The organism is Shimia sp. SK013 (assembly GCF_001292625.1).
Taxonomy (GTDB): domain Bacteria; phylum Pseudomonadota; class Alphaproteobacteria; order Rhodobacterales; family Rhodobacteraceae; genus Shimia.
On sequence record NZ_LAJH01000012.1, the window covers coordinates 38,152 to 62,215 of the forward strand.

Below are 24,064 nucleotides of genomic sequence, written 5' to 3' on the forward strand. Positions count from 1 at the left end.
TAGCCCGGCGCTCTGATCCATCGAGCCGCCGGGACAAGGCGTATGGAACACCGCGCCGCCCCTGAACCATTCCTGAATAGACCGCCTGAAAAGGACCGGACACATGTGTGCCGATACACCTGAATACAAAGAAACGCTGAACCTGCCGAAGACCGATTTTCCTATGCGCGCGGGATTGCCCAAACGCGAGCCCGCGTGGCTGGAGCGCTGGGAGAAGATTGGGGTCTATGACCGTCTGCGTGAAAAAGAAGGCCGCACGCCATTTACGCTTCACGACGGACCGCCCTATGCCAACGGGCATCTGCACATCGGTCACGCGCTGAACAAGACCATCAAGGACATGATTGTCCGCTCCCATCAGATGATGGGCCATGATGCGCGCTATATTCCGGGTTGGGATTGTCACGGTCTGCCGATCGAGTGGAAGATCGAGGAGCAGTATCGCAAGAAGGGTAAAGACAAAGACGCGGTTGATATTGTCGAGTTCCGTCAGGAATGCCGCAAGTTTGCCGAAGGTTGGATCGATATCCAGCGCGAGGAATTCAAACGTCTTGGCATCACCGGCAACTGGCCTGATCCTTATATCACGATGGACTACCACGCCGAGGCGGTGATCGCCGAAGAGTTCATGAAGTTCCTGATGAACGGTACGCTCTATCAGGGGTCCAAACCCGTGATGTGGTCGCCCGTGGAGAAAACCGCGCTGGCCGAGGCTGAGGTGGAATACCACGATAAAGAGAGCTTCACGATCTGGGTGAAGTTCCGTGTTGCCGAGCCAACCGATAGCGCGCTTGCGGGTGCTTACGTGGTGATCTGGACGACGACGCCTTGGACGATCCCGTCCAACAAAGCAGTCGTTTACGGCAAGGACATTGCATACGGTCTATATGAGGTCACATCCACGCCGGACGAAAGCTGGGCAAGTGTTGGTGATCGCTTTGTATTGGCAGACAATCTGGCAGGCGACGTGATGGCACGCGCGCGACTGGACGAGACCATGTGGAAACGCGTTGGTGACGTTTCGGCAAGCGATCTGGAAGGTGTAGGTCTTGCGCACCCCTTGCATGGCGCCGAAGGCGGTAAAGGCGAATGGGATGATCTGCGTGATTTCCGTGCTGCCGAGTTCGTGACCGACACAGAAGGCACAGGTTTTGTGCATTGCGCGCCGTCCCACGGGATGGAGGAATTTGAGCTCTACCGTGATCTGGGCATGCTGGAGCAGGTCCTGACCTATAACGTCATGGACGACGGTGGCTTCCGCAAAGACCTGCCATTCTTTGGTGGCAAATACATCCTGAACCGCAAAGGTGGTGAAGGGGATGCCAACAAAACCATCATCGACAAGCTGGTCGAAGTTGGCGGTCTGTTGGCACGTGGCAAGATCAAGCACAGCTATCCGCACAGTTGGCGGTCCAAGGCGCCGATCATCTATCGCAACACCCCGCAGTGGTTTGCGAGCGTGGACCGCGCTGTGGGCGATGGTCAGGACAAGCTTGGCACGTCGATCCGTGAACGGGCGCTCAATGCCATCGACCAAGAGGTGAAATGGTGGCCGCAGACCGGCCGCAACCGTTTGTATTCCATGATCGAAGCGCGGCCCGACTGGGTTCTGTCGCGCCAACGTGCGTGGGGCGTTCCGCTCACGTGTTTTGTGCGCAAGGGCAAACTGCCGACTGATCCGGATTTCTTGCTACGTGACCCTGAGGTCAACGCACGGGTGTCGGCGGCCTTTGAAACCGAAGGCGCGGATTGCTGGTATATGGATGGTGCCAAGGAGCGCTTCCTTGGTGACGGCTATAATGCTGATGAATGGGAGCAGGTCTTTGACGTGCTCGACGTGTGGTTTGACAGCGGGTCCACACATGCATTTGTCCTGCGGGATCGTGAAGACGGTACGGCCGACGGCATCGCCGACGTGTATATGGAAGGCACGGACCAGCACCGTGGATGGTTCCACAGCTCGCTGTTGCAATCTTGTGGCACGAACGGGCGCGCGCCCTATCGCAATGTCGTGACACATGGTTTCACGCTGGACGAGAAGGGCAGCAAGATGTCCAAATCGCTCGGTAACACCATCGTTCCTGAGAAAGTTGTGCAGCAATACGGCGCGGATATCCTGCGTCTTTGGGTTGCCCAGACCGATTATACCGCCGATCAGCGGATCGGGCCTGAGATCCTCAAAGGTGTGGCGGACAGCTATCGCAGGTTGCGTAACACAATGCGGTTCATGCTGGGTTCGCTAAGCGAGTTCACCGAAGCGGATCGCATGGACGTCGCCGACATGCCCGAGCTTGAGCGTTGGGTTCTGCACCGTTTGGCGGAACTCGATCATCAGGTGCGCAAAGGCTATGCGGAGTTCAACTTTCAGGGTGTGGTATCGGCGGTGTTTAATTTCGCCACCGTTGAGTTGTCGGCGTTCTACTTCGACATCCGCAAAGACGCTCTGTATTGCGACGGCGACACAGTGAACCGCCGCGCGGCGCGCACCGTGTTGGACATTTTGTACCTCCGTCTGACCACATGGTTGGCGCCGGTTCTGGTGTTTACCATGGAAGAAGTATGGCTGGAGCGGTTCCCAGGTGAAGAAAACTCGGTGCATCTGGTGGATTTCCCTGACACGCCTGCGGATTGGCTGAACGAGCCTTTGGCCGCGAAATGGGCCGAAGTGCGCGACGTGCGCCGTGTGGTGACCGCCGCGCTGGAAGTGCAGCGGACGGACAAAGTGATCGGTGCGTCGCTGGAAGCTGCGCCGGTCGTGCATGTGCGTGACGCTGACGTGGTCGAGGCGCTGAAATCGGTAAACTTTGCGGACGTCTGCATCACATCTGCCATTGATGTGACCAATGATCCTATGCCCGCCGAAGCATTCCGCTTGCCGGAGGCGGAAGGTGTGGGCGTGGTGTTTGAACGCGCGGACGGTGAGAAGTGCCAACGCTGCTGGAAGATCCTTCCGGATGTTGGAAATCATAGCCATCAAGCCGTATGCGGTCGTTGTGATGAGGCATTGGAGTAGGCATCACGCGCGGTTCTACGGTCCCCGCAGGGGAGCCCGGAAAACCGGCCCCGCTCCGAATGTTGCGCAATTTGAGGCGTCCCGCTTGCGGGGCGCCTTTTCGTTGGGCAGGGTGGGGGCATGTTGCAGATCACTGTAGATACCCCGACCGGACCAATGACGCTGAGCGAGCGTGACGGCGCGATTGTGCGGGCGGAATGGGAGAGCGGTGGGTCAGATGACACGCCGCTTTTGCGGCAAGCGGCCGCGCAGCTGACGGCGTATTTTGAGGACGCCAGTAATGGGTTTGACCTGCCGTTACGGGTAGAGGCATCAGAGTTCCAACAGGCAGTGTGCGATGCGATGGTTGCGATTCCGCTCGGTGAAACAAAGACTTATGGCGAATTGTCCAAAGAGCTTGGCGTCCCTGCGCAGGCAATTGGGCAGGGCTGTGGCGGCAATCCAATCCCGGTGATTATTCCTTGCCATCGTGTGCTCGGGGCAAACGGGCTGGGCGGGTTTTCTGGTCTTGGCGGTGTGGAAACGAAAGTTTGGCTGCTCAAACACGAGCGCGCTGGTGGGCTATTGATCTGAAATATCAGAGCTTTTCGCGATAGATCAGTTGCTGCGCAGCGCCCGCGAGGGTCAAGTAAACCGAGGTTGCCACGAGGCCCCAATGCGCCCAGCTTTGGGGGTCGAAATTTACCCACGCGGCCCAGCCAGCGAAGAAGGTCCAGCCCAAAGCCATTGGCAGTGTCAGCCAACGCCAGCGTTCGGTGCGTACGGGATGCACAAATTTGATGGGGAGGAACATGGCCACAGCGAGAGCGGAAACCAATGCAAAGCTGACCCAGAAATTCGGCTGTACCGCAAAGATCACGATCACCAGCATGTTCCAGCATCCAGGGAAGCCGGAAAAGGAATTATCCTTTGTTTTCATGCGCGTGTCGGCAAAGTAGAGCGCCGAAGCAAAGGTGATTACGATGATCGCGAACCAGCCTGTCCAGCCATCCATCAACCCGGATTTGAACAAGGCAAAGGCCGGGATGAACACATAAGTCAGATAGTCGATGATCAGATCAAGCAAGACGCCGTCAAACTCGGGCGCGTTCTTTTTAACGTGATAGTGACGCGCCAAAGGGCCATCGATGCCGTCCACGACAAAGGCCACCACCAGCCACAGGAACATGAGGCTCCAGTCGCCTTCTACTGCGGCGAGCATGGCAAGCATGGCAAAAACCGCACCGGTTGCAGTGAAGAGGTGAACGGCGAGGGCGCGGCTACGAAGTGTCATCCGACCGTCATGCCGGAAACCGATCGGTTTGGCAACGGTAACGCGTCGGTATTGCGTAGGTGCAGGAAACGCGCAGGATTTTTGAGGAAAACCAGCGGCTCAGCAACGTTTTCTAGGAAGATTTGGTGTGTTGGTTTCGCGGGCCGAGGGCACGGATCGCCGCCTGGACGGTTTCCGGAAGGGTGGTGTCAGCCTGATCCGGCGCGGCGTCCAACGCGGAAGCAACGTCTTTGGTGAGGATGCCAATGGTGTTGTCAGGCTGCCAACCGTCGCGGGTGAATTCGATATCCTCAAATCCGGAGGCAAACCAGTTTTGACCGGAACTGGTGTGGATCAGATCGAGAAGCCTGGTTTCGTCTATGCCGGCGGCATCGGCCCAATCCAGCACAAGGCGGGTCATGGCTGTGTTAGAGGCGGCCAGAAGATTGTTGAGCACCTTGGCCTGCATACCAGCGCCGAAGTGCCCCATTCTGTGGAAGTGCGCGCCCATGGCGTCAAACAGCGGTTGGTGCACATCCAAGTCACGTATTTCGCCGCCCAGCATGAACGACAGGCGTGCCTCGCTTGCGGCGACGGCAGCGCCGGACATCGGTGCGTCGATCAAGGCGATGTGATCCGGTATGCGGGCGCGCAAGTCGGTTACGTAGCGTGGCGATAGAGTGGAAGAGATGAGGACGCTGCGCAGGTTTGGGGAGGCGCCAACGAGGTTTTGCGCGCCAAAGAGCACGTCGTCGGTTTGCGCGATGTCGCGCACCACGGTGATGAGGGTTTCGGTGTGATCCCTAAAAGCGGGCAGGGGCAGCATGTGGGGCGCGAGCGTGCCGAAATCGGTGACGGGGCGAACGTCAAAGCCTTTGGCGTCAAAACCCGCCGCGCGCAGAGCAGCAAGCATGGGCGCGCCCATACGTCCACAGCCCGCAATGCCAATGCCTGTGAGTGTCATGCTGTCTCCCCCTGTTTTGGGGGAGGGTAGCGGTGTGGTGATGGCTTAGTCCAGCCCTGCGATGATGGCGCGCAATGTGGCGATGCCGTCGCCTTTTTCCGAGCTGGTCAGAACCATTTCGGGGTAGGCTGCGGGGTGCTTGGAGAGCTTTTCGCGCACTTGGTTGAGGATCTTTTCACGGTCGTGGTCCTTGACCTTGTCCGCCTTGGTCATAACGACCTGAAACGTCACGGCGGAGCTGTCGAGCAGGCTCATGATTTCTTCGTCCACTGCTTTGACGCCATGGCGTGTGTCGATCAGCACAAAAGCACGGCGCAGATTAACGCGGCCGGAAAGGTAGCGTTTCAACAGGCGTTGCCATTTTTCGACAACCGGAATGGGTGCGTTGGCGTAGCCATACCCTGGAAGGTCTACGAGGTAGTGGCTGTCGGTCAGTGTGAAGAAGTTGACTTCCTGCGTGCGGCCCGGCGTGTTTGAAGCGCGCGCAAGACCTTTGCGATTCGTGAGCGCGTTGATCAAGGATGATTTGCCTACGTTGGAGCGCCCGGCAAAGCAGACCTCAAGCCGGTCGCCTTCGGGCAGACCGTCCATGGCAACGACGCCTTTGAGGAAGTCGGAGTTAGACCCGTCAAACAATTTGCGGCCACGTTCAGACGCGATGGGATCGGGGTCTTCGACCAGCGGGAAGGGAAGTTGCATCAGAGTACCTCTGCAATGTCGCCGACGGAGATGTCGCCGGATTTGGTCACGACGCCATAAACGCCAAAATCCTGATGGCCAAAGGAGTCGTTCAAAACGCCTAGCGTATCGGTGTCGCGGTGGCCGGTATCAGGGTTGGCGGTGGTCGCCAAGCAGCGCGTGATGCGCTCGCGGACTTCGATTTCTGCAGCACCGATGCAAAGCGTTTTTCCGATCCAGTCGAACTCTTCCCATGGGGCGTAGCCATCCAGCCAAATGTTGCCGCGCCAGCGTTCGGTCGAGAGCCGGCGGCCAAGGCGGCCTTCGACGGCGCGGTGGCTGGCCGTGGTGTGGATCGCGATTGATGGGAAGGGGCTGTCGGTCATGCCCACATCACCAGCGGGCACCAGTTTTGTGCTGGCGGCACGATCGGCGGGCATCAAAGGACGGACCCATTGGATCAGTTTGTCACCTTGGGTTTCAGGATCAAATGTCAGTTCCCACAAGTCGGGGTGCTGCAGGGTGATTTTGCCTGCGGCCTCGTCGACTTTGGCAGTGATCGCTTGCAGCGCGGGCGCTTTCGCGGCGCGTGAGAAATTGGCGCAGGCGGCCCATTCGCCACCCGATGTCTTGGCTGCTTCGTGGGCGACGGCATAGCGTCGGTCCCAAGGGAAGGTTTGGCCCTCCACCAAAGAAACATGACCCACGGACTCTCGTCCGTGGGCCTTGATTGGGTGTCGCCAAAGAGCTTTTACAAGGCCCATTACTTGGCGTCCTCCTTAGCCTTCTTCTTAAAGCTGGATCGGATGTTGCCAAAGACGTCTGGCTTATACCCGTGCTGTCGCATGATCGCGTATTGCTGCACGAACGTGATGACGTTGTTGGTGATCCAGTAAACGACCAGACCGGAGGCAAAACTGCCGAGCATGAACATGAAGACCCATGGCATCCACGCAAAGATCATCTGTTGCGTCGGATCGGTGGGGGCCGGGTTCAGTTTCTGCTGCATCCACATTGAGATACCCAGCAGGATTGGCAGGATGCCGAGGCTGAAGATTTCGAGGAAGCCCAGTTCCGGAATGGCAAAAGGAAGGATGCCAAACAGGTTGAAGATAGAACTCGGATCCGGTGCGGACAGGTCGGTGATCCAGCCAAACCACGGCGCGTGGCGCAGTTCGAGTGTGACGAAGATCACTTTGTAGAGCGAGAAGAAGATCGGGATCTGGATCAGGATGGGCAAACAGCCCGCCGCCGGATTGACCTTTTCCTTCTTGTAGAGCTCCATCATAGCTTGCTGCATCTTCTGGCGGTCGTCGCCAGCGTCTTCTTTCAGCTTTTCCATCTGTGGCTGGAGTTCTTTCATCTTGGCCATGGAGGCATAAGATTTATAAGCCAGCGGGAAGACGATGATTTTCAGGATCACAGTCAGGCCGATAACGGCCCAGCCCATGTTGCCGATGACCGAGTTCAGCCAGTGCAACAGCGCAAAGATCGGTTTGGTCAGGAAGAAGAACCAACCCCAATCGATGGTATCAAGGAAGTTGCGTACGCCGCCTTCGCGTTCGTAGTTGCGGATGGTTTCCCATTCCTTGGCACCAGCAAACAAACGAGTGGTGGCGGATTTGGTTTCGCCGTCAGCCAGCGTGATTGTGTCCAGACGGGCGACCGAGCGATAGACGTCGCGGGAGGCGTCATATTGGAGCACGGAATCAAATCCGGCGCTGGTTTCGGGGATCAGCGTGGTCATCCAGTAGTGGTCGGTGAAACCGGTCCAGCCGCCTTGGGTGACGCGAGCCACGTCGGCGACAACCGCGCCGCCGGCCCATGCGTTCTGGCCCTCAAAGCCGCGCAGTTTTTTGTAATCGAGATATTCACGCTCTTCATCGTTTTGACGCAGCGCGCCTTCGTGCAGAATGAAGAAGTTTTTGAGATCCTCGGGCTCGCCATGGCGGGTCAACATGGCGTACGGCGCCAATGATACGACGCCAGCACCAGAGTTTTGTACGGACTGATCGACCGAGAACATAAAGTCTTCGTCGACAGAAATGGTGCGTGCGAACGTCAGGCCCGCGCCGTTGTCCCATGTCAGGACCACAGGCGAAGTGGAGGTCAGCGTGTCGTTGCCACTTACCGACCAAATTGTATTTGCGCCGGGCACTTGATCAAGCGTCAGACCCGCACCGGGGGCCCAGCCGTAGATCGCATAATAAGCGTTGGCCGAACCTGTGGGCGACAGAAGCGAAACAACGGCGGCATCATCGTCCAGTGTTTCGCGATAGTCGTTGAGTTTCAGATCATCGATGCGCCCGCCCTGGAGCGAGATCGAGCCGGACAAACGGTCTGTGGTGATGTCGACGCGAGGCGCATCAACCGCGGTATCCGCCGCATCGGATGTGCCGGTGTTGGCTGCTGCCGCTGTCGCGTCTGCATTGGCGGTGGCCGCGGGCACAGCGGTGTCGCCCAAAGTGGCCTCGGCCACGGCGGGCGCGTTAGGATCTTCCACGGCCTCTGGGGGTGGGAACAGGAGGAACCAGACCAGGATGACGGCAAAGCTGAGCACCGTCGCGAGAATGAGGTTCTTGTTCTGATCGTCCATAGCCACTGCCATCTGTCGTTGAAACGTTGGGGAGGTTCAACAGAGAAGGGGGGCAAAGGTCAAGCGGATTCCGCTTGGGCACCTGCTTGTCGGCGGGTTTGTTGGGGAAAAGCGGCTTAGCCGGACTTTTGCCCGATGGTGATCGCGGGGCCAAGCTTGGCTTTGTGATCTTCCATCCATTGGATGGTGTCTTCAAAGGGCATGGGTCGGGCGATGCCAAAGCCCTGCACATGGGCGCAGCCCAGTTGCGACAGCATTGCGTGTTCCGCTGCGTTTTCAACACCTTCCGCCAGTGTCGAGAGATCGAGCCGCTCAGCCAGCGTGACGATTGCGGCGATCATGCGTTGCTGATCGGTGTCACGGTCGACGTTGGTGACAAATGAGCGGTCAATCTTGATGCGCTTAACGGGCAGGCGGCGAATCGAAGAAATCGACGCGTGGCCGGTGCCGAAGTCATCGAGATCAATGTTGCAGCCCATTTTGGCAATGGCCTCAACGTTGCGCACGACCATATCGTCCGGCGTGCCGGCGATCACGCTTTCCAGAACTTCGATGCCAAGGCGGCTCGCATTGAGTTCGTTGCGGTCAAGTTCCCACTGAAGGCGTTCCACGAGCGTGGGGCTGCGCAATTCGTCACCGGCAAAATTGACGCCAACACATGGCACATAAAAGCCGGCATCGTCCCATGCTCGTACGGCATTGAGAGCCTGACGGGTCATCAGATCCGCGAGCTCGCCCATCTGACCGGTTTGGTTCAACACATCCAGAAACTGCACCGGGGCGAGGATGCCGCGTTCGGGGTGTTCCCACCGAGCCAGAACCTCAAAGCCGGTTACTTCGCCAGTATCTGTGGAGATCTGCGGTTGGAACCATGCCTTTATTTGATCTTTTTGCAGGGTGCGCGCAGCTTCGCTTTCAGTTTTGCGACGCGAGATCACCTTGCGGCCCATATCGGCGGTGTAGGCGCGGATGTTGGACGTGCCAGACAGATGGGCCTCGGACATGGCCATTTCGGCCCCCTGGATCATCGCCGTGGCGCTGGGTCGGTTTAAACGTGATGACAGACAGAACCCGATAGAGCAGGTGACATAAATCGAGGCCATCTGGAGGGGAATGGTTTCTTCTACCGAAGCTTGAAAACGGTTGGCCATCTGGATCGCGGTTTCGAGATCAAGGTTTGCCACCGGATCGAGAGACACCAGGAACGCACTGTCACCTGAGCGTGCGACGATGTCGCGGGCACGCAAGGCGCTGCGGATGCGGTTTGCCAAAACGCGCAACACTTCTTCAGCGGTTTGGTCGCCGTGGTTCTCGCGTAAACGGGCGAACCCGTCGACTTTTATCGAAAAACAGCATGTGGCGTTGCCGGCGTCGGTCAAGTTCGCCATCTGTGCTTCCATCCGGCGTTCTAGCGCGGCCTGTAGCAGCAGGCCGGTCAGGCCGTCAAAGTCACCATCATCAGAAGTTTCCCGGTCTCTGGATTTCAAAGGAGACAAAAGGAACGGCAACGGTAAAAGCGTCGCGGCCAACATCAACCCGACCTCACCCAGCGCTGCCCAAGCCGCCAGTGTCAAAAACGGGATGGCGGCCGGAAACGCACGGCGTCGCATGAAATCGTGCGCCGCTGCGGACTTTAGGGACTGAATTAGTTTTGCACTGCGCAGAGGCATGGGCACGTCCTGATCGGAATATTTGTGACGACGAAACTACGTGAGTTTCCTCATCCTGAGGTTAACGGAACACGGGTACATCCTCGTCCTTTTCTTCAAATTTGAACGGTTCTGTTAAGAGGCCGGAAAAATCGAAGAGTTTAGGGTCGAGCATGTGTGAGGGGCGGATGTTGGTGAGCGCACGGAACATGACTTGGCGGCGTCCGGGGTTGTTGCGCTCCCATTGGTCGAGAATTTGTTTGACTTGCTGGCGTTGCAAGCCGTCCTGAGACCCGCAAAGGTCACAAGGAATAATTGGGTAATTCATGGACTTAGAGAACTTTTCGCAGTCCTCCTCGGCGACGTGGGCGAGGGGGCGGTAGACAAAGAGGTCGCCCTCTTCGTTAACCAATTTTGGAGGCATCGTGGCGAGTCGCCCACCGTGAAACAGATTCATGAAAAACGTCTCGAGAATATCGTCGCGGTGATGGCCAAGAACCACTGCGGAACACCCTTCTTCGCGTGCGATCCTGTAAAGGTTTCCTCGCCGCAAACGGGAGCACAGCGCGCAATAGGTGCGTCCTGCTGGTACTTTGTCTTTAACAATTGAATAGGTGTCCTGGTATTCGATTCGATGCTCGACTCCCATTTGCTCCAAAAACTCTGGCAAAACTGTGGCTGGAAAGTGGGGTTGACCCTGATCCAGGTTACAAGCGAGCAATTCGACGGGTAAAAGTCCACGCCATTTGAGTTCGTGCAGCACTGCGAGCAGGGTGTAGCTGTCTTTGCCGCCTGAAAGGCAGACGAGCCAGCGGGTCCCGCGCTGGATCATGCCATACTGTTCGATGGCCTCACGTGTTTGGCGAACAATGCGTTTGCGCAATTTCTTGAAAGAGGTCGAAGTTGGGGCGCCGTGAAAAAGTGGGTGAATATCATCAAGATCATCAATCATGGCTTGGCTTACGTGACTTCTTTACTTGTGGTCAATCGGCGACCCGGATTGGTTGGATTAACGTTTAGAGCCGCGCACGGCCGTAATGTGTCTGCTGTTTGGGCGGAATTTATTTAATTTTGCGGCACATTGGATTGTCCGGCGGTGCCAAAAAGATGTGAATCTCCGCCGAATTCGGCCCGGTTTGTGGAAATTCGCCAACAAATTGGGTGCGCGATGCATCGTTGGCGCGGCTTGGGAAGCAAAAACGGGCCAGAATCGGCGATTGTTCGGACCCATCGTTTGGCGCGAACGAAAAGAACCGCAGCAAGGCTGCGGTTCTGAAATTGTCCGGGCTGATTGGACTGCGACGTTTAGTTCAGTTGGTCATCGTTGCACTGACGGGCCAGTTCTATTGCCTTGTAGGTGCCTGCCAAATTCACAGAGAAGGCGTATTCTTTCTCGGGAAATACGGTCATGACATATTCTTTGGCGATGTCTTCAATCACTTGGGGATCATTGGTGAGAACGTAGCCGCCGCTATACCCTTTGGTGATATTGCCACGCATGCCAGTTGCCTCGCCCCAATAGAGGTTGGGTCCGATAAGGATGGCCACTTCTTCCTTGGAACCGCGCTTGATTTTGGTTTTGGCTTTGGTGAATACGCCGATATAGGCCACGTCGCGCTCCTCTGTCAGACCCATCTGAACCACGTTGTCCAGATCGTCCTTGGCCTCGATCATGCAGGTGCCTTTTTCGGTATCGACATAGACATTCCACCCTTCGATGGCGCCGTACCCGACAAATTTTTCGGCGGCGGCAGGGAGGGCAGTTAAGGTCAAGGCGGCTGCAAAGACGTGGGACATAATGCGCATAATAAAACTCCGGATACCTAGATTGAATATCCTGACGCTAGAGCCCGGCGGTGGCGCTGTCCAGTTTGGCAATGCCTTTGGATGCGCTCACGGCTCGTCCTTGGAGTCCGGCACGGGATCATATCCGCTTCCCCCTAGGGGATGGCAGCGGCCAATGCGGCGCAGAGTGAGCCAACTGCCTTTTACCGCACCATGCTTTTCCAATGCTTCCAGAGCATAGGCGGAGCAAGTGGGCTGGTACCGACAGTTAAATCCCACCCAAGGGCTGAACAGCAGGCGATAAAGTCGGACCGGCAGGGCGGCGATGTGGGCGAGCGGTGTCATGACGCCTATTTAGGGACGTGGAAATGAAATGAGAAGAGCGGGACCATGGCCCCGCTGGTGTTATTTCACGATGTGTTCGTCTTTGACGAACATGTTTGCCCATGCGCGGTCGATCAGATCGGGAGTCATCTGATAGGGGATGCCCTCGAATTCGCAGATCGCGATCATCTGGTCGATGAGGAAAACCGGCTGATAGTTGGCATAGATGTTATCGATCGTTGGGTATTTGTTTTTCAACAGGTGAATGAGCGCGGGCTCATTCAATGGCAGGCCTTTTTTCTTGGCCACGAGGGCGAAAATTTTCAGGAAGTTTTCCTGACTTGGGCCGTCGATTTTAATCTTGTAGAAAATCCGGCGAAGCGCCGCTTGGTCAAAGATTTCGTTCGGGTGGAAGTTGGTGGAAAAAATCACCAGCGTGTCAAACGGCACCTCGAATTTTTCGCCCGATTGCAGGGCGAGGATGTCTTTGCTTTCTTCTAGCGGAACAATCCAGCGGTTCACCAGAGACTGCGGGGGTTCTTCCTGACGTCCCAAATCGTCAACGATGAAGATGCCGCCGGTGGATTTCAGCTGCAGCGGTGCCTGATAGGTGCGGGCCGTCGGGTTGTAGACCAGATCAAGCATCGAAAGTGACAATTCACCACCGGTGATCACAGTGGGGCGGTCACATTTCACATAGCGGCTGTCAAAACGTGCGGTGCGGCGCAGGCTGCCGGCGTCTTGCGTGTCACCCTCGGCGGCCGAGTGCACGATGGGATCGTACACCGTGATAACCTGACCGGCATATTCGATGGCGTGGGGCACATAGACCTTGTCACCCATTGCGTCGCGGATGCCGTTGGAGATCGAGGACTTGCCGTTGCCGGGCGGGCCATACATCAGGATCGAACGACCGGAGCTGACAGCTGGTCCAAGTTCGCCAAGTAGTGATGGTGGCAGGATCAAATGTCCCATGGCGTTCGTCAACTGGTCGCGCGTGATTTGAATGTTGCGGATCGACTGACGTTTGATTTGTTCGCGATACACATCCAGCGGAACCGGCATGGCGCCGAAATATTCGGATTGTGCCAGTGCATCCAGTGCGCGGGCTTTGCCGACGTCGGTCAGCTGATAGCCCATTTCATTGCCGCTGTTGGCATTGAGCGTACCGGTTGCCTCGAGCAGGCGCTGCTCGCGGCCCATATCGATAAGTTCCTGAGTAACCGCCGTTGGCAGGCAGATGGCACGTGCAACATCAGACACCATGTCGATGTTTTTGCGGAACATGGTTTTGAGCATGATATCCCGCATCATCACCACGGGAAGCTTCATGTCCTCCAGCCGTTTGGGTGGGGGCGGGGCCATGACGTTGCCGGTCTGCATGTTCATCGTCGAAAACTCCAAGTTCAGGCCATATTGGCCCTTCTGTGTTTCCAAACCTTAAACAATGCAAAATGGGCGATTTTGGGGCCGGTTGTGGCCAGCGGTAGGGAATGTGGGCGCTGATTACCCGGTCATCACGGCGCGGATCAGATAGGCGCACAGCATCAAGCCAAGACCGGTGCCCATAGGGACGGTAAATTGCGTTCCGCCCCCCACTGTGTTGGGGTCGTCTTTGTCGGGGCTACGCCATGCAGCCCAGTCAGGGGCCATACGTTTGAGCGGGGTCCAGCGCGCCAAGAGCGTTGCTGCAGTGGCGCCGAGGATGGCCGCGAAGGCAATCCACATCACCACGCCCGCATCGGCGGGGTCGATGAACAGCGCCATAACTGCGGCGAGCTTTACATCGCCGGCGCCAACCTGACGCAGCATCCACATCAAGAGGCCCACGACGAAAACAACGCCGTAGTTTGCAAAGCGCCAAAGGAAGTCTTCAAATGGCAGCAGGAGCAGACCAAAGATCACAAAAACAAGGAACAGAACCCAGACGATGCGGTTGCTGATCTTTTTGTATTTCATGTCCACAAAAAATATGTGCACACAAATCGGCAGCACTGGCAAAAGAAACCAGAATGCCGTGGTGGCCGGGATGTGCATCATACCAACGTCAGGTGTTTTCGAGTGCGCGCAGCGCTCTTACTGCGGCCTCAAAGTGTTGTGGGTGGGTGGAAATTGCATCGCGTAGCAGGGCTTTGCCGGTTTCGGTATCACCTTGTTTGATCGCCGAAAGCGCCAGCGTGTGCAGCAATTGTGCGCGCTCAGTCTGAACCATTGGCACAACCGGAAGCGTGTAGTTGCGTTGGGCGCCACGGGCCAGAACCATATTGTTTTTGGCGGTGAAAAGCGTGCTGTCCTGACGGATGGCTTCACCAAACAGGCGTTCGGCTTCGGCATAGTTTCCACGGGTCAGCTTGGAATAGCCCCAGTTGTTCATGACGCCAGCCGGGCGGGTGGTCAAACCCACGGCTGTTTCATAAAAGCTGTCGGCCTTTTTCCATTCCTGATTGACGTCGGCAATCATCGCTTCGAGACGGTAGCGTTTGAAGGTTTCATGCGTTGGCGGAACCGCGTCCAAAGTGCTTTCGGCCTCTTTCCACTGACCCGCGCGAATTTGGGCATCCGCGAGATCAACCTTGTCGCTTGGCGTGCTGTCTGCGTGTTTGACCACACGTTGCCAGGCAGGCACGGCCTCGGTGAACCGTTTTGCGCGCACAAATGAAATCGCAAGGCCGCGCTGGATATCGACGCGGTCAGGGGATTCTTGGAGAGTGCGCTGGAAATAGATCACGCCTTCGTTCGGGTCTGCGACAGTGAGCATCACATCCGAAAGATTGGCACCGTCTACGGCATTCACGTCCTGAAGGGCGCGTTCAACATTTTCCTGTTCCTTGTCAGCGCACGCTGACAGGACCAGAGTCCCTGCAAGACAAATTGTCCCGATCAAAGGATGGCGCATAGTGTGCGTCCTTTACTGCTTCAACCTCATTCTGGCGTCTGTCGGATCAAATAGTCGCTGCTTCCCCGACGCACCAATTTATATTCTTGTATTTTTTTGTCATCATAAGCAGGATTTTCAGCTTTTGCGAGTACTAAGCGTAAATTATCACGAATTGCGTCACTTTCGCCATTGTCCAGCGCATATGCTTTTTTCAGAACCAGTTCCGCTTCTGGCAGCGCGCCCTTTTCCATAAGGACAATTCCGAGATTATTCCATGTTTCCGCGTGTTTGGGTTGTTTGTCCAGAGATTGACGCAAAAGATCTTCGGCCTGCCCCAATCGGCCAAGTCCAAGGTTAGCTGTACCCGCCGCGGCCAGAATTTCTGGCGTGGGGCCATGGGCATTTGCCGCCCGATAAAAGGTCTGCAAAGCCAATTCGTATTCGCCTGCCTCCATCAGCCGCCAACCGACAATCACTGGATCTACGGCGTCTTTGGCTGTGTCGACAGGGGGGGCGAAGGGGCTGTCAGGAGAAACACTCTGGCCGCCCGTGATACAGGCGGCCAGGAAAAAGCATATCGTCATCAGAAGGGCGGTGGCCCGGATCATGGCATATTCAATCGGTTATTGGGGTGCACCGAAGTTCATGATCCCGATGATGGATGGAGACACCAGAATGATCAACAGCGGCGGCACTGTGAGCATCATTGTGGCAAGCGTCATTTTGGTTGGCAACTTGTTTGCGGCCTCTTCGGCGCGCATCACACGTTTGTCACGCATTTCACTAGCGTAAACCCGCAGCGCGTCGGCAATCGACGTACCGAAAGTGGCCGATTGAACCAAAACGGTGGTGAATGACGACACGTCCTGGACGCCACACCGTTCGCCCATGTCAGACAGCACTTGTGATTTCTCTTTGCCCGCCTTCATTTCGTGCGCCACGATCTGAAACTCATGCGCAAGTGCGGGGTGAGAGGGACGCAATTCCTCGGCAACACGCACGATGGCCTGATCAAGTGATTGGCCGGCTTCAACGCAAACCAGCATCATGTCGAGGCTGTCGGGGAAGCCAGCTGTGATTTCTTCCTTGCGGGCTTCGACGCGGCGGGTGACCCAATATTTAGGCAGCATATAGCCGGCAGCACCGGGACCGAGTGTCCACATCAGCATGTCTTTGGTGGTCGACGCGTCGGTCTGTTTGACCATCACGAAATAGGCCACCCCTGCGATCAGCCCGCCAATGCCCAGCACCATCTGGGCGAGGTGAAAGGCGCGCACTGCGTCGCGGGAAGGATAACCAGCCTGCATCAGTTTGAGTTGCACAGAGGACAGTTCTTCGGCATCCTGCGGTTCAAGGAAGGCTTTGTATTTGTCGAGCTTGGCGTTGGCTGATTTGCGGCGAAGTTTTTCTTTTTTGTCGACGACTTGGTCGTTGCCGCCAGACTGCGCACGTTTCAGCTTTTCGATCGGGTCATCCTGACGCGTGAGGATCAGCGGCACAGCCGCCAGCGCCACAAAAGCAACAATCACACCAACTGCAATCATCGGACCATTTGGCCCCAACATTTCAGTGAGCATTAGGACGAGGGCTTCCATCGTGGTCATTTCGGTGGTCTCCTCAGACTTTGATGTTGGTGAGCACGCGCATCACAAACAGGTTGACGGCAAGGAACATCCCGACGGCGATACAGCCAGGAATGAACAGTTCGTGGGTTTTCACTTCGTCGTAATAATTCGGGTCCATCACGTTGATGACAATCAATGCGCCAATCGGGAACGCGGACAGAAACTTGCCGGACCACTTCGCCTCGGCAGTGATGGCTTTCACACGACGGAACAGACGAAAGCGGGCGCGGATCACTTTTGACAGACCCGCAAGGATCTCGGCCAAGTTACCACCGGCTTGCTGCTGGATCGTCACCGCCATCGCGAGGAAGCGCATGTCTTGCATGTCCAGACGATCAGACATGTCCTTGAGCGCCTCGCCCATATCGCGGCCATAGGCATTTTCGTCGGCAATCACGCCAAATTCGGTGGCCAAGGGATCTTCGATCTCCTTGGAAACGATCTGAATTGCCGAGGAAAATGGATGGCCGACGCGCAGGGAGCGCACCATCAGTTCGATGGCGTCAGGCAGTTGTTCTTCTATGAGGGAGATTCGCTTCCCGGCTTTCATAGAAACCCAAGTGTAAACGCCGCCAACACCCACCATCACTGCGATTCCGCTGCGTACAGCCAGGCTGGTGCTGGTACCAATCGACAAGCCGGCAAAGGCAAACACAGACATACCCAGCATCATCAACATCAGCTGCTGTGGCGTAAAGGCGATGGCAGCCTTCTGCGCTTTGTCCGCCAGAATTGAGTAAAGCGGAATGGTTCTGTTTTCGGAGTGCTGGCTCATCTCTTTGCGGAGTTGATCAAGCACCTCTTCGCGGCGCGCACCTTTGTCCATCATCTCGAGGCGGCGATTGACGCGGCTGTTGAGACTGATGGATTTGCCGAAAACGGTCAGGTAGACGCCCTCGACGAGGAAGAATACCCCAACGAAAATAGCACCATAGACAAGAAGTTCGGGAGAAAATGGCATAGGTCTTACTCCGCGGTCGGTTCATAAATGGCCGCCGGCAGGTCATAGCCCCACAGGCGGAAACGTTCGGAATAGTGCGAGCGCACACCGGTGGCGGTGTAGTGCCCGATAATTTTGTTGTCTGGCGTCAGGCCGGTGCGCTGAAAGCGGAACAGTTCCTGCATGGAGATCACGTCGCCTTCCATGCCAGTGATTTCGGTGATCGAGGTCATACGACGCGACCCGTCTTGCAGGCGTGACGCCTGTACAATCAGGTTCACAGCCGAGGAAATCTGCGAGCGCACAGCCTTGAGCGGCATTTCGATACCGGCCATCGCAATCATGTTTTCCAGTCGGGAAATCCCGTCGCGCGCGTTGTTGGCGTGGATTGTCGTCATCGAGCCGTCGTGACCGGTGTTCATGGCCTGCAGCATGTCGATCACTTCTTCGCCACGCGTCTCGCCCACGATAATGCGGTCCGGGCGCATACGCAGGGCGTTTTTCAAACAGTCGCGTGGGGAGACTTCGCCTTTGCCTTCAACATTGGGCGGGCGGCTTTCCATGCGGCCGACGTGGGTCTGTTGCAGTTGAAGTTCCGCAGTATCCTCGATGGTCAGGATGCGTTCGGCGTCATCAATAAAGGAGCTGAGCGCGTTGAGCGTTGTGGTTTTACCAGAACCGGTACCGCCCGACACAATCACGTTCAGGCGAGTGGACACGGCAGCTTGCAAGAAGGCGGCCATTTCTTCGGAGAAAGCCCCGAAGCGCACCAGATCATCAATGCCCAGCTTGTCCTTTTTAAACTTACGAATGGACACCAGCGATCCGTCCACCGCGACGGGTGGAACCATGGCGTTGAAACGCGATCCGTCTTGAAGACGGGCATCCACATATGGGTTGGATTCATCGACGCGACGACCCACGGCGGATACAATTTTGTCGATGATGCGCATCAGATGCTTTTCATCTTTGAAGACGATATCGCTCAGCTGCAATTTGCCGTCTCGCTCGACGAAAATCTGTTTCGGACCGTTGACCAGAATGTCGTTCACGGTGTCGTCTTGCAGCAGGGTTTCCAATGGGCCGAGGCCGGTAACCTCGTCATAAAGTTCCTGAAACAGGTTTGAGCGTTCTTCGCGGTTTAGAACGATGGCTTTTTCCTGCAGCACTTCGGTCGCGATCGAACCGATTTCAGCGCGGAGGTCTTTTTCGGTCGCCTTATCAAGGGCGGCAAGGTTCAGGTTGTCCAAAAGTTCGCGGTGCAGCTCAAGCTTGATCTCACCAAGGCGCTCCTTGCGACGGCGTTCCTTGTCGCCGGACGCGGCTGCGGCGGCTTTGACCGCCACGGGACGGCGCATAACCTTGCTTTCCTCAGACACGGCATCGGGCCGCGGCGCAGCCGTTGGCGTTTTGGGCGCCTGTTTGGGGGCCGGGGTAGCGGCCTTTGAAACCTTACTTGAGGCCGCTGGCTTGCCAGCATCGGGTTTTTTGTACCGTGAAAACATTTAATTAGCTCCCGTTCACGCTGCCTGATCGTCGGATTGGTCCAACTCGTGCAGGCTTTTGGCGAGTTTGGCGATTTCTTTGCGGAGTGGATTTTTGGCGGCGCCGACAGCCAGCGGCTGACCATGGTCGGCCGCTTGCATGATCTGACGCGATCCATCCGGAAGATGAATGTCGATTGAAATTCCGAGGCTTTCGGCCAACCGCTTCACGCGGCTTTTGCCGGCGAGATCGGTGAACTTTGGCGCGCGGTTCATAACATACCGCAGCTTTTCAAATGGTAAGTCTTCGGCCTGAAAGGCGCGTTTGATACGCATGGCGTTCTGCGCCGAACGCATGTCGATTTCCATCGTGGCGAAATAGACATGTGCGGCTTGCAAGACCACCTCGGACCACTGAACCAGCGTGCTGGGCATGTCCACAATCACGTAGTCATAGTGGCGACGTGCCATGTCTATGATGCGCTCCACATCTTCGGGTCCGATCAAATCGAGCGGAATGACATCAGAAGGCGCGGTCAACACGTGCAGCTTTTCCTCATAGGTCTGCAAGGCCTGGCCAAAGCTGTCGCTGTCCATGCTGTCGGTGTCGGTGATCAGTTCAAAGACGGCCTCAATGCGCGGCAGATCCAGATACGTGGACACCGTGCCAAACTGCAGGTCAAGGTCGAGCACGCAGACGGAAGGGGCTTTCTTTTTGTCGATGTTGGCGAGTTCCCAAGCCAAGTTCACGGCAAGCGTGGTCGCGCCAGTACCGCCGGCCAAGCCGTGCACAGCTATCACAACGCCTTCGCGGGATTCGCCTGTGGCCGCAAGTTTAACCGTTGGCTGAGGTTGCTCAACTTCGGCCTCGACCGGGGCCGAGCGGATCTTGTCGATTGCGGCCTGAAGTTCGCCGGGGGGGATCGGATAGGGAATGAATTCATCGGCGCCGTGGCGCAGCAAGTGGTGCAGCGAGGCCGGCGTCACGTCTTCGGCAATAAGCAGGATGCGGATGTTGCGGTTGCGGGCTTCGGTGATGATTTCAGTCAGAACGTCGAGACCGTCTTCGTCCATGTCGTCGATGGCGAGGGCAATGAATTCAAGGTGATGCGCGTCTGGCTGCGCCATAAAGGGAATAGCGTCCTCAAACCCGAGGTCGCCCCATTGCTCACCAAGAGCTTCTTCCATGTCCACAATCAGAAGTTCGAAGTTCTGAACGTCCCGGCAAATGGTGCATGCCAGGATTGGACTTGGTTCTGTCTGAATCGGCTCGTTACTCGACATCAGCCTCTAGTTCCTTATTCGCGGTTTCCGCGTATTTTTTGTAGGACACCTAGCGCAAAAGGCTATTTGGTCCCCCACCGTGCTTTTGGAATTGGTACAGGCGACTCTGATGCGCGTACTTTTCCCGTTATTGAGAAAATCACCTGCAAGTTGGGCAACATTGGGGCCAAAAAGCCGAAATTGTGCGGAATTTTGCGACGATAAGAGAGAATTTCGCAGACCGTTTCCGAATCAAAAAAGGCCAATCGCGGGGCGATTGGCCTTTAAGGTACTGAATTTGTTCGGTTTACCCGTCGTCGCCATCGGAAGTGAGGCCTGAGAGACCCGTGACGGGCACGGCGCTTCCGACGTAGTCACGATAGATGATTTGCGCGTACTTACCGTCCAGCACGGTGGGGTGGCGCGACACAAAGCCGGTGACCTCTGTCACAGTGCGGCGATTTTTGCGTTCGCGGCCCTGAGTCACAATCAGCGGCTGGGTTTTGCCAAGCGAGACCACGGCCTCAAGTCGGCTGCGTTCCACACCCTGCGAGACCAGATAGTTTACCGCAGCACGTGCGCGACGCAGGCCGAGTGATTTGTTGTATCCGGCACTGCCAACCGCATCTGTATGGCCGTAAACCCGGAAGCGTACTTCGGGGAATTGGCGAATCCAGTTGGCTTGTTCGTTCAGAACCGCACGGGATTGAACATCAATTTTGGCACTGTCGAACTCGAAGTTGATCGTGCTGTTGACCTCTTCGGAGAAACGGGTGGCCAATGAGAGCACATAGCTGCGTTCGCCGTTGTGAATGCCGATGTTGTTGTTGACCGCGGCGCCAAAGCTGTCGGTGTCGATCACGGCGCCTGCTTCTCGGAAGAACGAAGGGGCATAAGACCCATCGCCGTCCGAACAGGCGGTGACAAACAAAAGGGCGAGGGCGGCAAGTTTCTTGATCATTGTTTTGCTCCCTTAGTCCATCACGTAGCCATAGGAACCGGAGAAGTCTTGTTTCGCGACTTCGCCCACGGCGCCTTTTTGCCTTTTCTCACCACCGGTGACGTGACCAAACAGGAAGAGTTCCTGCTCGGTTGGTGGTTTCACACGGTCCGTGGGCAAAGCCAGCGCCTCGCCGGATGTTGGCGTCACGAGGTGGGCCGTGACGATGATCACCAGTTCCGATTGCGACCGCTGGAAATTGGCGCTGCGGAACAAGGCACCCAGTACAGGCACATCGCCGAGCCAAGGCACTTGGGAGTTGCCGTCAGAAAAGTCGTCCTGCAACAGGCCAGCGATGGCAAAGCTTTCACCATCACGGAGTTCCACGGTTGTAGAGGTTTCCCGACGCTTGAAGCCAACAACTTCTAGGTCACTGCTGATAAAGCTGTTTGAGGAGTCCGGAGAGGACACGGCGGCTTGAAGCTCAAGATTGATCAAATCGCCATCCACAACCCGCGGGACGAAACTCATTTCAACACCAAAGGGTTTGAATTCAATGGAGATTTCGCCACCGTCCTGCGCCACGGGGATTGGGTATTCGCCGCCTGCGAGGAATTTGGCCTCTTGACCGGAAAGTGCCGTCAGGTTTGGTTCCGCCAGAGTGCGAACAACGCCTTTGGATTCAAGAGCTTCGAGCAAAATTCCAACCGAGAAGGAGCCAGAAGTGAAGCGGAAAATGGCACCGCCGGTTGACTCGGCCGCCAAAGGCACGCTGCCATCGGCATTGAGTTCACGCAAAAAGCCGCCTGTCGCGATGCCGCTGTTACCATCTGACAGACTGAGGCCGGCGCCCAATGATTTGGCCACGCTGCGTTGCATTTCTGCGAACCGCACCTTGAGCATGACCTGCTGGATGCCGCCCACCACCAACAAGTTAGATACGCGTTCTGGCGCATAGCGTTCGGCCAGATCCAACGCGCGTTGCTGTTTGTGGATCGAAGACACGATGCCAGACAGGACAACGCCGTCGTTGGCTGTGCGCACTTCGATCTTTTCACCTGGCAGGATCTGCTGCAGGCGCTCTTTGAATTCGGAGATATCCGGCGCGACGCTGACCTCGACATTGGTGATAAGCTTGCCGCTGCCATCAAGCAACGTAAGCGTGGTGCGTCCGGGGGATTTGCCAAGCACATAGATCGTGCGTTCCGACAACGATGAAATGTCAGCGATGGCCGGGTTCGCGATGGAAAGTTCCGCGAATGGTACGTCGCTTTCGACCACAACAGCGCGGTTCATCGGAACACCAAGTGTTGACGATGTGCCGCTGCGCACGACGCGCAATGTGTCCGCTTGAACGGGAGCTGATGCCAATGGCACAACCCCTACGGCAAAGCCCAGCAGGGCCGCCTTTAGAAAACTTAGATATGTCATGTGACCTGCCTCTCGATCACGCCTCGGTATGTGGATCTTTTGTCCACTCTTGAACTCACTGTGCGCCAGTTCCGGAAATTTTGCAAGAATCAATGGCTTCCAGTGATCTTTGAATGTGGGAAGGATGTCACATAAATACATGGAAAAGGCGCCCGAAGGCGCCTTTGGTCGATTGTTTGGTTGACCCGTTCGCACAATCTAGAGCGCGCGCAGGTCCGAAAAGGGTCAATTTGTGCAGGGGATCACAATTTTGATTTTCTCGGTGCCTTTGTTGTTGGTGATGGTGCAGACACGTTCCTGCTCCATCTCAGCAACTTCCTGAACGACCTCTTCTTCCTGAATGATGCCGAGCAGCTCTTTCTGGTCGATTTCAACCGAGGCGGACACCGTGTCGTCGGTCGCGCCAACAAGGGTCAGCGACAATCGCCCGGTTTGCTGTGCCAGTTCCAAGCCTGCGACCTGCCGCAAGGTGCCGGCAACGGTCACTGTGCGGGCCACACGTCCAGCCTCTTCTTCTTGGTTGGTTGATTGGTCAATCGCTACGATCTGAACATTTGCGTCAATCAGCTTGGTGATTTCACCGCGGCCGCGTTTTGCGCCGGGGGAGCCGGTCCAAAGAACGTCAACACGATCCCCTGGACGCAGGAAGCCGGAAACACCGGAGGTGGCGTCGACCTTGATGGTGAACGCACGCTGTCCGGTTTTCAGGCGGGACGTGATGCCGGCATGCTGTCCGGGTTCTGTCACCTTGGCGGCGATCAGAAGTTCCCCTTTTTCCATGCTGCGCAACATGACGCGTTCGCGATCAGTGTTGGGCGGGAAAATCGCGTCGACGGATGTGAACATGCCGTCCGGCATTGCGTTTTTCGGCCATTTGACCCGACGAAGATCTTGTTTGGTCAGCGGCGCGCCGTAACCCATGGCGTGCTTTGTTACATAGCCTTCGACAAGTTCAATGGACTCGGCTTGCCCCTTGGACTGCGCGGCTTCAATGCCTTTGATGTAACTTTGGGCCATGTAAACGGCCGCCCCGGCAATGCCAAGGCCGACCAAGAGAATAACTGCGAAGATTGCGCGCATGATATGTGACCTCATTTCAAATGTGCGGTGACCAATATGGCCGGCACAAGGGGTGATTCAAACGCACTGTGGACCGCCAATGTGGCAACAATAGGGAGCAAATGCACGGCATTGGTGATTGTTTCCTGCATTTTCGGAAACGATCAGCGCATATGTTGCTGG

General features: G+C 56.5%; 22 protein-coding genes. 2 read left to right on the top strand and 20 right to left on the bottom strand.

Annotated features, from left to right (window positions below):
* Nucleotides 1–103 precede the first annotated feature (103 nt).
* A complete protein-coding gene (gene ileS, locus SHIM_RS09960; RefSeq protein ID WP_054002512.1) occupies nt 104–3,013 on the top strand; it encodes an isoleucine--tRNA ligase in 2,910 nt (969 codons plus the stop codon).
* Nucleotides 3,014–3,133: 120 nt separating this feature from the next.
* Nucleotides 3,134–3,586 carry a methylated-DNA--[protein]-cysteine S-methyltransferase gene (locus SHIM_RS09965; protein WP_054002513.1) on the top strand — a complete coding sequence of 151 codons (453 nt, stop codon included), beginning with the start codon at nt 3,134–3,136 and terminating at the stop codon, nt 3,584–3,586.
* Between the two features lie 4 nt (nt 3,587–3,590).
* Here the strand turns inward: SHIM_RS09965 and SHIM_RS09970 are convergent, their stop codons facing one another.
* From SHIM_RS09970 to cpaB, 20 genes are all read right to left on the bottom strand, one after another.
* Nucleotides 3,591–4,286, bottom strand: coding sequence for a CDP-alcohol phosphatidyltransferase family protein (locus SHIM_RS09970; protein WP_054002514.1), 696 nt, complete (start codon nt 4,284–4,286; stop codon nt 3,591–3,593).
* Nucleotides 4,287–4,398: 112 nt separating this feature from the next.
* Nucleotides 4,399–5,229, bottom strand: coding sequence for an NAD(P)-dependent oxidoreductase (locus SHIM_RS09975; protein WP_054002515.1), 831 nt, complete (start codon nt 5,227–5,229; stop codon nt 4,399–4,401).
* 45 nt (nt 5,230–5,274) lie between these two features.
* A complete protein-coding gene (yihA, locus tag SHIM_RS09980; RefSeq protein WP_054002516.1) occupies nt 5,275–5,928 on the bottom strand; it encodes a ribosome biogenesis GTP-binding protein YihA/YsxC in 654 nt (217 codons plus the stop codon).
* Entirely contained in the window at nt 5,928–6,671 is a 744-nt protein-coding gene (locus tag SHIM_RS09985) for an MOSC domain-containing protein (RefSeq protein WP_054002517.1), read from the bottom strand. The genes yihA and SHIM_RS09985 overlap by 1 nt, the downstream gene beginning before the upstream one ends.
* Nucleotides 6,671–8,503 (bottom strand): membrane protein insertase YidC, encoded by a 1,833-nt coding sequence (gene yidC / locus SHIM_RS09990; protein ID WP_054002518.1) that lies wholly within the window; start codon nt 8,501–8,503, stop codon nt 6,671–6,673. The genes SHIM_RS09985 and yidC overlap by 1 nt, the downstream gene beginning before the upstream one ends.
* A 116-nt stretch (nt 8,504–8,619) precedes the next feature.
* On the bottom strand, nt 8,620–10,173 hold the full coding sequence (locus SHIM_RS09995) for a putative bifunctional diguanylate cyclase/phosphodiesterase (protein ID WP_152926512.1): 1,554 nt from the start codon (nt 10,171–10,173) through the stop codon (nt 8,620–8,622).
* 61 nt (nt 10,174–10,234) lie between these two features.
* Entirely contained in the window at nt 10,235–11,104 is an 870-nt protein-coding gene (ttcA, locus tag SHIM_RS10000) for a tRNA 2-thiocytidine(32) synthetase TtcA (protein WP_054002519.1), read from the bottom strand.
* Between the two features lie 353 nt (nt 11,105–11,457).
* A complete protein-coding gene (locus SHIM_RS10010; protein WP_054002521.1) occupies nt 11,458–11,958 on the bottom strand; it encodes a hypothetical protein in 501 nt (166 codons plus the stop codon).
* A gap of 87 nt (nt 11,959–12,045) precedes the next feature.
* Nucleotides 12,046–12,282, bottom strand: a complete 237-nt coding sequence (gene yidD / locus SHIM_RS19985; protein ID WP_082358356.1) for a membrane protein insertion efficiency factor YidD — start codon at nt 12,280–12,282, stop codon at nt 12,046–12,048.
* Between the two features lie 60 nt (nt 12,283–12,342).
* A complete protein-coding gene (locus SHIM_RS10015; RefSeq protein WP_054002927.1) occupies nt 12,343–13,650 on the bottom strand; it encodes an ATPase in 1,308 nt (435 codons plus the stop codon).
* 117 nt (nt 13,651–13,767) lie between these two features.
* Nucleotides 13,768–14,301, bottom strand: a complete 534-nt coding sequence (locus tag SHIM_RS10020) for an A24 family peptidase (RefSeq protein ID WP_054002522.1) — start codon at nt 14,299–14,301, stop codon at nt 13,768–13,770.
* A gap of 7 nt (nt 14,302–14,308) precedes the next feature.
* Nucleotides 14,309–15,157, bottom strand: a complete 849-nt coding sequence (locus SHIM_RS10025; RefSeq protein WP_054002523.1) for a tetratricopeptide repeat protein — start codon at nt 15,155–15,157, stop codon at nt 14,309–14,311.
* Nucleotides 15,158–15,183: 26 nt separating this feature from the next.
* Nucleotides 15,184–15,615, bottom strand: a complete 432-nt coding sequence (locus SHIM_RS10030) for a tetratricopeptide repeat protein (protein WP_342585514.1) — start codon at nt 15,613–15,615, stop codon at nt 15,184–15,186.
* Nucleotides 15,616–15,762: 147 nt separating this feature from the next.
* Nucleotides 15,763–16,743 carry a type II secretion system F family protein gene (locus tag SHIM_RS10035; protein WP_054002524.1) on the bottom strand — a complete coding sequence of 327 codons (981 nt, stop codon included), beginning with the start codon at nt 16,741–16,743 and terminating at the stop codon, nt 15,763–15,765.
* A 13-nt stretch (nt 16,744–16,756) separates the two neighbouring features.
* Nucleotides 16,757–17,725: a type II secretion system F family protein gene (locus SHIM_RS10040; protein WP_054002525.1), complete on the bottom strand. Its 969-nt coding sequence runs from the start codon at nt 17,723–17,725 to the stop codon at nt 16,757–16,759.
* A gap of 5 nt (nt 17,726–17,730) precedes the next feature.
* Entirely contained in the window at nt 17,731–19,209 is a 1,479-nt protein-coding gene (locus SHIM_RS10045; protein WP_054002526.1) for a CpaF family protein, read from the bottom strand.
* A gap of 15 nt (nt 19,210–19,224) precedes the next feature.
* Nucleotides 19,225–20,472: an AAA family ATPase gene (locus SHIM_RS10050; protein ID WP_054002527.1), complete on the bottom strand. Its 1,248-nt coding sequence runs from the start codon at nt 20,470–20,472 to the stop codon at nt 19,225–19,227.
* 286 nt (nt 20,473–20,758) lie between these two features.
* Nucleotides 20,759–21,412, bottom strand: coding sequence for an OmpA family protein (locus SHIM_RS10055; RefSeq protein WP_082358357.1), 654 nt, complete (start codon nt 21,410–21,412; stop codon nt 20,759–20,761).
* Between the two features lie 12 nt (nt 21,413–21,424).
* Nucleotides 21,425–22,822, bottom strand: coding sequence for a type II and III secretion system protein family protein (locus tag SHIM_RS10060; protein ID WP_054002930.1), 1,398 nt, complete (start codon nt 22,820–22,822; stop codon nt 21,425–21,427).
* Between the two features lie 225 nt (nt 22,823–23,047).
* The gene (gene cpaB / locus SHIM_RS10065; RefSeq protein ID WP_054002528.1) at nt 23,048–23,902 is read right to left on the bottom strand and encodes a Flp pilus assembly protein CpaB; all 855 of its coding nucleotides are present in this window, start codon (nt 23,900–23,902) and stop codon (nt 23,048–23,050) included.
* Nucleotides 23,903–24,064: the final 162 nt, after the last annotated feature.